Source organism: Vibrio sp. 1249-1 (genome assembly GCF_033340495.1).
Window position 1 is genome coordinate 145,668 of the sequence record NZ_JAWOWJ010000005.1, and the last position, 12,842, is coordinate 158,509.

9 protein-coding genes are annotated in these 12,842 nt (G+C 47.0%); all 9 read right to left on the reverse strand.

Translation table 11 applies throughout. The annotated features are described in order from the left end of the window. Positions 1 to 60 precede the first annotated feature (60 nt). The 9 genes from R7Z50_RS11365 to R7Z50_RS11405 all read right to left on the reverse strand — a co-directional run bounded on the left by R7Z50_RS11365 (position 61) and on the right by R7Z50_RS11405 (position 12,748). Positions 61 to 1,473: a phosphoglucomutase/phosphomannomutase family protein gene (locus tag R7Z50_RS11365; RefSeq protein WP_054576322.1), complete on the reverse strand. Its 1,413-nt coding sequence runs from the start codon at positions 1,471 to 1,473 to the stop codon at positions 61 to 63. A 106-nt stretch (positions 1,474 to 1,579) separates the two neighbouring features. Continuing rightward, positions 1,580 to 3,988 carry a GH36-type glycosyl hydrolase domain-containing protein gene (locus tag R7Z50_RS11370; protein ID WP_054576321.1) on the reverse strand — a complete coding sequence of 803 codons (2,409 nt, stop codon included), beginning with the start codon at positions 3,986 to 3,988 and terminating at the stop codon, positions 1,580 to 1,582. 84 nt (positions 3,989 to 4,072) lie between these two features. Beyond that, positions 4,073 to 5,992, reverse strand: coding sequence for a beta-N-acetylhexosaminidase (locus R7Z50_RS11375; protein WP_318149079.1), 1,920 nt, complete (start codon positions 5,990 to 5,992; stop codon positions 4,073 to 4,075). 8 nt (positions 5,993 to 6,000) lie between these two features. Next, complete coding sequence (locus R7Z50_RS11380; protein ID WP_318149080.1) at positions 6,001 to 6,891, reverse strand: N-acetylglucosamine kinase; 891 nt, start codon at positions 6,889 to 6,891, stop codon at positions 6,001 to 6,003. 2 nt (positions 6,892 to 6,893) lie between these two features. Next, a complete protein-coding gene (locus R7Z50_RS11385) occupies positions 6,894 to 8,633 on the reverse strand; it encodes a glycoside hydrolase family 9 protein (protein WP_318149081.1) in 1,740 nt (579 codons plus the stop codon). Positions 8,634 to 8,704: 71 nt separating this feature from the next. Then, a complete protein-coding gene (locus tag R7Z50_RS11390) occupies positions 8,705 to 9,700 on the reverse strand; it encodes an ABC transporter ATP-binding protein (RefSeq protein ID WP_318149082.1) in 996 nt (331 codons plus the stop codon). A 47-nt stretch (positions 9,701 to 9,747) separates the two neighbouring features. After that, the gene (locus R7Z50_RS11395) at positions 9,748 to 10,731 is read right to left on the reverse strand and encodes an ABC transporter ATP-binding protein (RefSeq protein ID WP_005386550.1); all 984 of its coding nucleotides are present in this window, start codon (positions 10,729 to 10,731) and stop codon (positions 9,748 to 9,750) included. 2 nt (positions 10,732 to 10,733) lie between these two features. Then, positions 10,734 to 11,759 carry an ABC transporter permease gene (locus R7Z50_RS11400; RefSeq protein ID WP_054730004.1) on the reverse strand — a complete coding sequence of 342 codons (1,026 nt, stop codon included), beginning with the start codon at positions 11,757 to 11,759 and terminating at the stop codon, positions 10,734 to 10,736. A 2-nt stretch (positions 11,760 to 11,761) separates the two neighbouring features. Continuing rightward, positions 11,762 to 12,748 carry an ABC transporter permease gene (locus tag R7Z50_RS11405; protein ID WP_005380038.1) on the reverse strand — a complete coding sequence of 329 codons (987 nt, stop codon included), beginning with the start codon at positions 12,746 to 12,748 and terminating at the stop codon, positions 11,762 to 11,764. Positions 12,749 to 12,842 lie beyond the last annotated feature (94 nt).

A 12,842-nucleotide genomic window follows, 5' to 3' on the forward strand; every position in this document is an offset into this window, starting at 1 on the left:
AGCGCCTTTTCAGACAGCGTTGACTCTCATCATAGTGCTCGAAGCGGGCACAAGGTTCAGTTATAAAGACAAGAAGTCTTTAAACTGTTGAAGAACACGTTCCGCAGTGTCCTTATCTTGCATCTCTGCAAAAATTCGTAGCAGTGGCTCAGTGCCAGAGAAGCGAGCGATGATCCAACCGCCGTTTTTGAAGTAGACTTTCGCACCATCTTCATAGCTGACTTTTTCGATTTCAAACTCAAACTCAGGCAACTGCTTTTCAACATAAATCTTGTTGAACAGTACGCCTTTTTGCGCTGGTTTGAACTTGCAATCGCCTTCTGCCATGTAGGCATAGCCGTACTTGCCGTAGATTTCATCCAGCAACTCAGACAGCTTCTTGCCGGTTACTGAAATCATTTCTACCAATAGGCTTGATGCGAATACGCCGTCTTTACCTTTGATGTGGCCGCGAATGGTTAGGCCACCAGAGCTTTCCCCGCCAATCAGTGAGTCATCCGCTTCCATTTGGGAGCTGATGTGCTTAAAGCCTACAGGAACCTCAAAGCATTTCTCGCCATGATCTTCGGCGACTTTATCGAGAAGGTGGGTGGTTGCGATGTTACGTACCACGGAGCCTTTCCAGCCTTTGTATTCAAGTAGGTAGTAGTAAAGCAGCAGTAGCACTTCATTTGGATGAATGAAGTTACCTTTTTCGTCGATAATACCAAGACGGTCCGCATCGCCATCAGTACCGATGCCGATATCGTAACCTTGCTCTTTCACTAGGTGCATCAAACGGTAGAGTGTTGCAGCGCTTGGCGAAGGCATTAACCCACCGAAGTCTGGGTTTTTGCCATCGTTAATCACATCAACGTCACAGCGGCCGTTGATTAATACGGTTTGCAGTGCGTTTTTCGCGACACCAAACATTGGGTCGATCAAAACACGTAAATTCGCCTTCTTGATCGCTCCGATGTCGATAAAGTCGATGATTGAGTCAACGAATTCGTTCATTGGATTGATGATTTCAATCAGCTTATCTTCAACCGCTTGTTCAAAATCGACGCTTTTTACATCTTGTGTTGTGAGCGTAGCGATTTGTGACTCGATCTTTTCCGTGATGATTTCATCTGCGTCACGACCGCCTTCAACGAAGACTTTAATGCCGTTGTAATCGGCAGGGTTGTGTGATGCGGTAATACATGCCGAGTATGCGCAGCCCATTTCTTTCGCTTTAAACATTACGATAGGTGTTGGGACAAATTTGTCGATAAAGCTAACCATAATGCCGTTTGCTGCCAGAACTTCAGCGAACCAACGACCTGCTTTATCGGAAAGAAAACGACGGTCATAGCCAATCACAAAACCGCGATCAGCAACCGATTCGTTATTCGTGATGTTTGCAACTGCTTGGGCAACCAAGCGTACGTTATCTTTGGTGAACTCCTCACCAATAAATGCACGCCAACCGCCTGTACCAAATTTGATCATGATTCGAACCTCAATAAGGGCGGCAATACACCGCGCCTTAAAATTTTGCTAGCGAACCCAATGCACAAGCTAAAGAGCAAAAGTGCATTGGGGCATTTTTAAGCGATTAACCTAGTGTTACGATCACTTCGTTCACGGAGCCTTCCGCTTGAACTGGTACTGATGCGCCAGTGATAGCTTCGCCGTTCAGAGTGATAGATTTCACGCCTTTGCTGACTGAATCAGGGTTAACAACTTTGATGTTGTAAGTCGCGCCTAGCCACTGACGAGTGACTTCAAATCCAGGCCAGTTAGTTGGAATACATGGATCGATAGTGAGACCATCAAAACCTGTGCGCACACCAAGGATAAAGTTGGTCACTGCGAAGTAAGCCCAACCAGATGTGCCAGTTAGCCATGGGTGGTTTGCACGACCGTGATCTTGGTGGTCTCGACCCATAATGAACTGCACGTAGGAGTACGGTTCTGCGATACGTTTTTCGATGATGTCGTTTTGGTTGTATGGGTTGAGTGCATCGTAGAACTTCATCGCACGGTCACCGCGCCCCAATTTTGCTTCAGCAACCCAAGCCCATGGGTTTGGATGTGAGAAGATCGCACCGTTTTCTTTTACGCCTTGGTAAACACGCGTTACAAAGCCGATATCATCATTTGGTGTTGCGAATGATGGTGAGTTCAGATGTAGGCCGTATTCAGAGAATAGATTCTCGTCGACTGCGTCCATTGCCTTTTCACCGCGCTCTTGAGATACCGCACCAGACAGCACCGCAAGAGAGTTTGACTCAAGGTGCACACGACCTTCTTTTTGTTGCGCTGTACCAATCTTGTCGCCGTTTTTCGTTAGACCACGGATATACCAGCCGCCTTCTTCGTCCCAAAGGTGTGTTTCACACGCTTCACGCACGTTTGCTGCCATCTCGGTGTATTTCTCAACGTCAGCTTCTTTGCCTAGGTATTTTGCAAGGTCGATGAACTCTTGTAGCGCCCAGAAGTGTAGGAAAGACACCATTGAAGACTCGCCGCCACCTAGGTTTAGACAGTCGTTCCAGTCGGCACGTAGACCTTTACAGATGCCCGTTTGACCCACGTATTCAGCTGAGAAGTCTAGCGCAGCTTTCATGTGGTCATACACGGTTGCATCACCGCCATCCGCGTAAGGAATCACTTCGTCGAAGAAGCTGTGCTCACCGGTTTCCATCACGTATTTACAGATGGTTGGTACTAGCCATAGGTGATCATCAGAGCAAGTGTCTTCAATACCGTGGATCTTATCTTCATCGGACGGAGTAGGAACAACCGTTGGAGACTTAGATGGTTTAACATCTGCTTTTTCAGGATCGAACCAATCAGGATCGAATAGGTGTAGGCCGTAACCCGCTTTTACTTGACCACGCAGTAGATCAACGATGCGCTTACGAGTCATTTTCGGGTTCGCGTGAGGAACGGAAATTGCGTCTTGCGCCGTATCGCGGTAACCAAGACCAGTACGACCACCCACTTCGATGAACGAAGCAAAGCGAGACCAAACCACACATGTTTCTGCTTGGTATAGCGTCCAAGCATTGATCATGGTGTCTAGGCCTTCGTTTGGCGATTTCACTTGGAACTTGCCACAACGCTCATCCCAGTGTGCTTTGATGCCAGCAAATGCATTGTCGACTTCTGCAAGGTCTTGGTACTTAGCACGTAGACGCTCACCGTTGCCTTTACCGATACCTAGAATGTAAGCAAAGCGAACTTCTTCTCCTGGTTGGATAGTAAATTGCTTATGCAGAGAGCCACAGTGGTTGTAACACGTTTGTGCGGTGTTAAAACACTTACCTTGTTCTACTGCTAGTGGGTTTGCTTCGTCGCGGTATAGACCTAGGAAGCTATCACGTTGACCGTCGTATGAATCTGGATCAAACGTTGACGCTAGGTAGTAGAAGCCTTCGAAATCGTTAGTGTTGTAGTACAGGTCGTATTCAATCACGCCTTCGTTGTATGACGTACCAGCAGAGTAGAGAGACATCTGGTGGTTTTGGTTATCTGATTGAATGTGGCTGAACGAGAACTCAACAAATGAGAATGCACTGATCGTACGCGGTTTGTCAGAGGTGTTCTTGATGACCACATCCCAAATTTCTGCATCTTCGCCTTTTGGTACAAAGAGCGTTTTGGTTGCGCTAATGCCGCTGTATTCACACTTGAATTTAGAGTACGACAAACCATGACGAACTTCGTAGTTCGCTTCGTCTAGGCTTTTGGCAACTGGTTGCCAAGAGATTGACCAGTAATCTCCCGTCTCATCATCACGTAGGTAAACGTAGTGTCCTGGGCGATCGAATGTCGCATTTGGACGGAACTTAGTAACACGGTTGTATTCTGGAGAGTTGTAGAACGAGTAGCCACCCGCGTTGTGCGAGATAACCGTACAGAACTTCTCAGTACCTAGGTAGTTGGTCCATGGTGCTGGTACGTCAGGGCGAGTGATGACGTATTCGCGATTCTCGTTATCGAAATAGCCGTATTTCATTTGTGTCTTTCCTTTTTACGAAGCTGCATCAGCAGCCAAAATTTAAAAACTCTTCAAGCGTGATGTTTCGACATCAGTTTTGTATTACTTCCACGGTTTACGGTAATTCACTCCCTGCAAATCAAGCAGAGGTAGATGGCCTTTCAAGCGTGATAAATAGTCGGTCCAATCTCGGTGTTGTTTGTCTGTCCAACATGCTTCTGCCATTGCAGTTAAACGAGGGAAGATCATGTAGTCCATGCGAGGTTGGTTATTGATAATTTCGCACCATAATGCTGTTTGAATGCCCCAAATGCGTTTTCTGATTGGGTCGTCAGCAGGGACTTCTGCTAACGGCTCGTAGTTGTAAGCTTTTTCTAGTGGCAGTGGGTTTGCCCAGTCCACGCCCGGTTCTTCAGGTGCGTAGTCTTGGGTCATATCTAGGTAAGTGGTTTGTGCCGGTTGCAGCACCACATCAAAGCCTTGGCGAGCACAGTTCAATGCCGCTTCTTCGCTTAGCCATGAGTAGATCACCGTATCTTTACTGACCTTATTGCCGTGTTGAGCTTCTTCCCAACCCAGCATGCGTTTACCCAGTTTGCGAAGTTTGTCTTCTGCATGGCGAAGGAAATGGCCTTGTAGTTCCTTGTAATCGGTGTAACCCAACTTCTCCATAAACGCTTGGCAAGCAGGACTTTTCGACCAGACGCCGTTAGGCACTTCGTCAGCACCAATGTGGACATAAGGGGCAGGGAAGAGCCCTGCGATTTCCTCAAGCACTTTGTCGATAAACTCGTAACTACCCGGCAGAGCAGGGTTGATGACGTTGTCGTTGTAGTGCTGAATGCTGCGATATTCCGTCGTATCCTCTGCTTCAACTAATAGGTGTGGCAGAGCCTTAATCGCGGCACGACAATGACCAGGTACATCAATTTCAGGAATGATGGTGATGCCACGTTGTGCTGCAAATTCGATAACGTCTTTGATTTCTTCTTGCGAGTAGAAACCGCCGTAGCGTTGAGACAAATGGGTGTATTGTGGCTCGATGGTTTCATCAATACCGCGCCACGCACCAATATCGGTAAGCTGAGGAAGAGATTTGATCTCGACACGCCAGCCTTCATCGTCAGTGAGGTGCCAATGGAACGTGTTGAACTTGTAGTGTGCCAATAAATTGATCAGGCGTTTTACTTGCTCTACCGAGTGGAAATGGCGAGCGCAATCCAGCATCATGCCGCGGTATCTAAAACGAGGGCTGTCTTTGATAGAGCAGCACACCACTTCCATGGTGTTGGTATTCTCGTCTCGTTTTAGTAGTTGCAATAAGGTTGCACAAGCATGGGTAAAGCCAGACGAAGACCCTGCCTCAATCTTGATCGACTCTTCTGATACTTTTAACTTGTAAGCGCCTTCATCTAGCGTTGGGTTACTTTTGAACAGGATTTTTCCGCTGTTGGATGAAGAAAGCTCAAACTGATGAATACGCTGGAGTTCTTCCAGTAACCACGTTTTTGCTGAGTTGGCTAAGTCAGTATAGATTGCCACGCCAGCGTGCTCGTCAAACGTGAACGAGTGGTCGCTGACCTCAATATGATTAGGCTTTGGCAGCAACGGCTGTGCATGGGTTAAGCTTGCAGGAATCTCACTGCGTTCACGGTAAGGTGACGCTAAAACGATAGGGGGCACATCCACTTGTGCGCGCTGTGGATTTCCATCAACGACAAAGTCGATCATCGCTTCATTAAAGCCATCCGAGTAATAACGGAATGGGTTTGAACCAATACTGAATTCACAGTAATAGTGATGGTTGGCAGCCAGTACCATACCTTCCGGTTTTAGTGTGCAAAAGCTACCAATTTGAGTCAGTTGACCATTTGAAACGCTGTCTGGAAGAATGTAACGATCGAAAGCGAAAGTTAAGCTCCAGCTGTTTAGGTCTTGGTCGCTCAAGTTATGAAAGGTGAGGCCAAAGCGGCAGTTTTGTTTCTGCTCAGAAAGGACTACGAGATCAACACGATATTCCATATCTACTCCTACGCCGCACTGAGCGAGTAAAGGTTATGTTCTGGTTTGCCAGCAAACATAATTGCGCCTTCAATCGCGTCAAACTGTGGCTCAACAATCCATTGCTGAACTGGTGGTGAAAGCCAACGTACAATGCGTTCAGCTATGCTGCCCATTAAACAAATACGTGTTGCGCCGCGCTTGTTTAATGCCACGAGAAACATTTCTATATCCGCTGCGGTTTGCTTCAGCATTTCAATGGCCAGTGCATCGCCTTGTTCCGCATGTTGGAAAATAGCAGGAGAAAATTGACCGTAATCGCGAGGCAAAGCTTGTTTAGACCACGCCACTACGTTGTCGATGTCATTTTCAAAATGATTCATAACGTGCGCGGCTAGAGGTGTTTTTTCACGGATGCCATCTTCTGCTAGCAATACCTGTTGGATCAGGCGCAACCCCATGACTGCGCCGCCACCTTGATCGGAGATTGGGAACTCGCGACCACCAACGACATGTTGCTCGAGACCTTTAAGGAAAATGCCGCATGAACCGGTTCCTGCAATCATGATTGCGCCATCTTCACCGTTATGCGCACCAATACATGCTCCGTAAGCATCGGTATTGAGTGTCATACTGGCAAATGGGTGCTCTAAAGCCATGAATGCTTGCCAAGAGGTTTTATGTTCAGCGCCCGCAAGTGCTAAGCCAACGTGCATAGAAGCAAACTCTTGTTGAGAGAGACCGCCTTGTTGTGCCGCTGAAGCGATGGATTCAAGAATCGACGCCATCGCGACTTCTGCACCTAACATAATGTTAGCGCTGCCGCTTTTAGCTTCTCCAACGAAGTTGCCTTGCGCGTCTTTGATACGGGCGCGACAGGAAGTGCCACCGCCATCAATACCTACAAAATACATCCCCATGTTTATTGCTCCTTGAAGGCTTGAGAGTTCGCTAAAGTCGAGATGTGCTGAGCCTGACTCATTACTGCGAGTAGGTACCACGCACCATGCGGGATCCATTGTTCTCCCCAGCGCCAGTTTTGAAGCATGTCGTCTTTCTGTGCTGGTGGATTGAATGCAATGTCTTCCTCATCTTCGAAACCGCCGGTGATGCCGTTGCACACACCACCTTTTGCATTGAAGAAACCATATTGAGGAAGGTAGTCCGGATTGTTGCGACCATGACCATCCAACATGCACATGTCGTAAGGGTTCAGACCTACAATCCAGTTGATAGAATCTTGTGCGAGTTTAGAAAGCTGCTGCTTTAGAGTTTCTGACTCGATAAATGGTTGCGCCAAATACGCCATGGTTGCCAGTGAACCTAAGCGAGCATTTTCACCTTGCCACCAGTAACCCGATTCATTGTTGTGTGCCACAAAGAACGCATCACGTTTTGCTTCGTCCACGCCTTTTACATATTGGCGCGGGTAACCAAATGGGTTCTTTACTCTATTGGTGATAGAGACTTCAAACTCACAAGCTTGAGTGATGATTTGTTTTGCTACTGAAGCGCGCTCAGAGTCGTCTTCAATCGCCAAGTATTCGCACAGCGCGATAACAGGAAGTCCTGCTTCTGCCGCATGGAAGTAAGGGCGGCTACCATCTTGATTGGCTGCCCAGAAATGTTGAATATGCTCATCATTCATTTGACGAGCAGAAAGGCGGTTTGCCCACACGCGGCTTTCTTCTAGGTAGCGGGTTTCTTTGGTGGTCTTAAATAGCTCAACGGCTGCAAGTAATGCGCAGTATTCATCGATGATGTTCTCTTCACCATCGTTTAGGTATTGGGTGTTGTGCTCTTTTAAGTGCCAGTAGCCGTTTTCCGCGGCATTACGGTATTTTTGTTGGTCGAATTCACCATGAAACTCTAGGCGTGCTGCTGAAGCTAATGCTGCAATGCTAACACCAGCTCCTTGTCGGTAACCGGCTTGGTAGTCATCAAACTTATGACCAAGTTGGGTTTCGTAGGCGCAGATTTCACGTTGAGCTGTGTCTTTACTCCACTTGTCGAATACGGTCATGTAGAAGAAGCCTTTTTCGTTTTGCATACGAACAAGGAAATCTGCACCGAACAGGGCTTCTTCAATAAGACGAGTAACAGTGAATTTAGCCAGTTTGTCGTTGCCTTCAAGTAGAGACAAACCTTTTAACATGTTCCACACCACCATAGGGGTCTGCTGTGGGTTTAGGTAGTTTGCGTACGACAAATGGCTCAGATATTTGCTGACATCGCCTGAAGCGTCATACCAACCGCCATGAACATCTGCGGTTTCGTCGGAATTTAGCAGTGGAGCCTGACGATCTTGCTGATCGAAAATGCCTCCGCAACGCTGAGATTTAAAATAATGGATCACATCTGAAAGCGTGCGATCGAAAAGAATATGTTCGCCAATCTCAAAGTGAGATGAACGCAAATGGTCGAAACGAAGGTAATAGTTACCTGGAGTGTTAAATGAGGAAAAGTCGATAAGGTAGAAATGACCTTGATGCCAGCTCGCTACTTTGCCTTGCTTTTCTACCGTCAAGGTTGCAACGGTTTGATGGCTATCGGCACAAACCAACAAAGCCGTATAAGAAGACAGACGTGGTCGGCTCGTCTGGATGATCGCTTTCTTAGGGCCCAGACGCTCGTAACCAATGTGGTTAGTCAGTAGCAGCATTCAATCTCTCCGGGAAACAATAAAATATAAAGGGAAAAAGGGGTCAGATTGATACCTGACCCTCGTTATGATTAATCTTCGAATAAGTAACAACGAACAAAGTGGTTATCAGACAGTTGCGTCACACCAGGCAGTCGCTCGCGACATTTTTCTGTGGCATGAACACAGCGTCCTGCAAATGGACAACCGACTGATTCTGGCGTCCAAAGTGGGATCTCACCTTTGTTGCCTTTTAACTTCTCGTGAATTGACTTTGATGGATCTGGCACGGCTGAAACCAGTAGTTGCGTATATGGGTGTTGAGGATCGTGAATGATTTCCTCTGTGTCACCCCACTCAACCATGTGGCCCACGTACATAACCGCAAGATCTTCAGCGATGTAACGCGCTGTCGCGATGTCGTGAGTGATGTAAAGAAGAGACATTTTTTTCTCAAACTTCATCTCTTCCATCAGGTTAAGAACACCAGCACGGATCGATACGTCAAGCATTGATGTTGGTTCGTCAGCTAGCACTACTTCTGCACCAACTGCAATGTTACGAGCCAAGTTCACGCGCTGACGTTGACCACCAGAAAGTTGGTGCGGGAACTTTTGCGCCGTTTCTTTTGGTGGAATCAGACCAACTTGTTCTAATAGGTCATACACGCGCTCTTCCAGTTCCTTCTTGTTGCCTGGAGAAACCTTCTTGTGGATCAGCAGTGGGCGAGCAATATGGTGGAAGATGTTGTGTGTCGGGTTTAGCGAGCCAAATGGGTCTTGCCATACCATTTGCACGCCTTCACGGTAAGTCATCAAATCGTGACGAGAGGTGATGTCTTGAATATCACGACCTTTGTACTCGATGATGCCATCCGTTGGTGCGTACATTTTCGCAATCATTTTTGCGGTAGTAGATTTACCTGAGCCAGACTCACCTACTACTGATAAACCGCGGCTTTTGTACATTTTGAAAGAGACGTCGTTGATTGCGCGCATCTTAGATTGTTTGATTGAGTTACTGTTTAAAGGGAAGTCCTTAACGACATTTTTACCCTCAATCAGCAGTTCGCCGAATTGTTTGCTCATAATTCTCTCCAGTGTAATTTTTGTTCTTAGCTAGCGTTTTTTTGTTGTTAAACCTTAGCTTGAGCAATGGTGTCGCCGTACAAATGGCAATTTGAGAGGCGACCTGGTTCAATTTGACGTAATTGGGTTGGTACACGTGTACATGCTTCATGTACGCGATCGCAACGAGCTTGGAAGCGGCAGCCTTGTGGAACTTCTAGCAAGTTCAACGGGTTACCTGGAATACCAGTCAATTTGGTCTTTGGTCCAGTTAGTGGAGGGAAAGAGCTACCCAAACCTTTGGTGTAAGGGTGGTAAGGACTTTCCAGAATTTGCTTAGAAGGCGCGACTTCAATCAACTCACCTGAGTACATGATGCCGATACGATCCGAGAACTCGACCATCAATGACAAGTCATGTGTGATGAATAGAATTGAGAAACCAAACTCTTCTTTAAGCGCGTAAATTTTTTGTAGAATTTCACGTTGAACCACTACATCCAATGCGGTAGTCGGTTCGTCCATGATGATCATTTTTGGGTTCAGAGCCAAAGCGATTGCGATTACTAGACGTTGACGCATACCACCAGAGAACTGGTGCGGGTAATCACTCAATCGGCTAGGGTGGATATCAACGATTTCCAGCAGACCTTCAGCGCGTGTTTTTGCTTGAGCGCGAGTCATATTGGTATGACGCATGATGACGTCACAGAACTGCTCTTCCATGGTTAGAACAGGGTTCAAAGCGTTCATCGCACTCTGGAATACCATCGACATTTCACTCCAGCGGAACGCTTGCATGCGATCATCGCTGTACTGAAGGATATCTTCACCGTTGAAGATAACCTCACCACCTGTGATAAACGCTGGCGGCTTATGAAGGCGCATTAGTGAGAAGGCAACAGTGGATTTACCACAGCCAGATTCACCAGCCAGACCGAATACTTCACCTGGTGCAATGTCGAAGCTCACGTTGTTACAGGCGCGGACATCGCCCGCGTCTGTGATGTAGTCTACGCATAGGTTACGGATGGAAATTAGTGGTGCAGTCATGATTATTTATCTCCGCTCCATAGTGCATTTTGTGGTGCCAGTTCAGGCTCACGTTCTTTCTTGTCTTTTGCAGCTAGTTTTTTCCAGCGTTTCATGCCTTTGTGAGAACGAAGTTGAGGGTTCGCAATTTCGTCAACGGCAAAGTTCAACAGAGCAAGACCAGTAACCAGTAGTGTTAGGGCAATACAAGGTGCTAGTACTTCCCACCATGCGCCAATCAGCATGGCTGATGAGGTTTGCACGTTGTAAAGCATGATGCCCCAACTGATCGTGTTGGCATCACCCAAACCTAGGAACGAAATGACCGCTTCAGTGTTGATCGCCAGCATTACTGAGCCAATGAAGCTCGCACCGACAATTGGGATAAGGTTTGGTAAAATCTCAACGAAGATGATGCGGAATGAAGACTCTCCCAATACTTCGGCAGCTTTAACGAACTCTTTCTCGCGTAGTGCCATAGTTTGAGAGCGGACAACACGTGCACCCCATGCCCAAGAAGTACCAGCGATAATCAAGGCAATGGTGAGTGGGCCAGCTTCACCGATAAAGGCCGCCAACACGAATAGCAATGGATACTGCGGAATTACTAACATGATGTTCATCGCGGCACTCAATACGTCATCCACTTTGCCGCCGAAGTAACCTGCCGATATACCAATGACTGTTGCTAAGAAGCACACGATGATGCCAGCGCCAAAGCCTACACCCAGTGATACTCGTGCACCGTAAGCCACTTGCGACCAGATATCGCGACCCATTCGGCTAGTACCTAATACGTGGTCGGCCTTTTTAGACATAATCAGCGTACGACGATCGTCTGCTAGGTTTTTAGCGACCCAACCATCAGGATTGTTTTGTGCCTGTTTTACAACAAAGCTTGGGTATTCGTGTGGGTTACCGGTTCGCTTGTCTGGCGCATGCTTTGTAAGTAAAGGAGCGGCGATCGCAACGAATACGAATACGGTAACAATACCAAGACCGATTCGAGCGAATGCGTTACCTAAAATAAGTTTGAATAGTTCTTTCATGATTATTTGCCTCCCGTACGTAGGCGAGGGTCTAGAATCATGTACAGCATGTCAGCCATTAAGTTGAAGCACAGCATGAACATCGTCATGATAATTAACTGACCTTGAAGTACTTGGTAGTCACGAGCGTGAATTGCGTTAAGTAGCACGGTGCCTAAACCTGGGTAGTTGAAAATCATCTCGATGATCAATTGACCACCAATGGCCATACCCAAAGACATAGACAGTGCGGTAACACTTGGAAGTAGTGCGTTACGTGCGGCGTAATTAAAGACGACGCGGTTTTCACTCAGCCCTTTACCTTTAGCCATCGTGATGTAGTCTTCGGCGAGAAGGTTGATCATGTTGTTACGCATGTTAACTAGGAAGCCACCAATTTGAACGATGGTTGCACAGAATAGAGGTAGTACAGCGTGGTAACCCACGTTCTTGATGAACTCCCAGCTTGTCCAATCAGGAATAGTACCTGGCGTGTAAGCATAGCCAGATGGGAACCATTTCAGGCCAATCGCAAAGGTAAACAGCGCTAACATTGCGATAACCATTTGTGGAATAGCTTGAATGATCAATGTGCCAGGCGTTACGAATGCATCGTACTTACTACCGCGCTTCCAGGCGGCAAAAATACCAAGGACAGAAGCGATGGAGAAAGAAAGTACAACCGCAGTACCAGCTAGAAATAGTGACCAGCCAAATGCACTACCTAGTAAAGAATTAACTGAAAGTGGGTAGAACTGGATTGAGGTGCCCAATTCCCAACTTAGAATGTTTTTAATGTACGAGAAGTACTGAATGTAAATTGGCCCATCAACGAAACCGAGCAGTTCTTTCATTGCTGCGATTCGTTCTGGAGTCACCTGTACTGAAGCATTAGCAAACATCATGGTAACTGGGTCACCAGGCATTGCTCGCGGAATAATAAAGTTTAACGTCGCTGCAACTAAGAGCGCGACAAGATAGAACGACAAACGTCTTAAAAAATAACCCATAACTCACACCTTACTCACCCAGATTTTTTCCCTGTTTCTGGTTTCAGGTCGCTCCTAGCGAAATTTAGAGCGAAAAATCCCCTGACGACGAGCG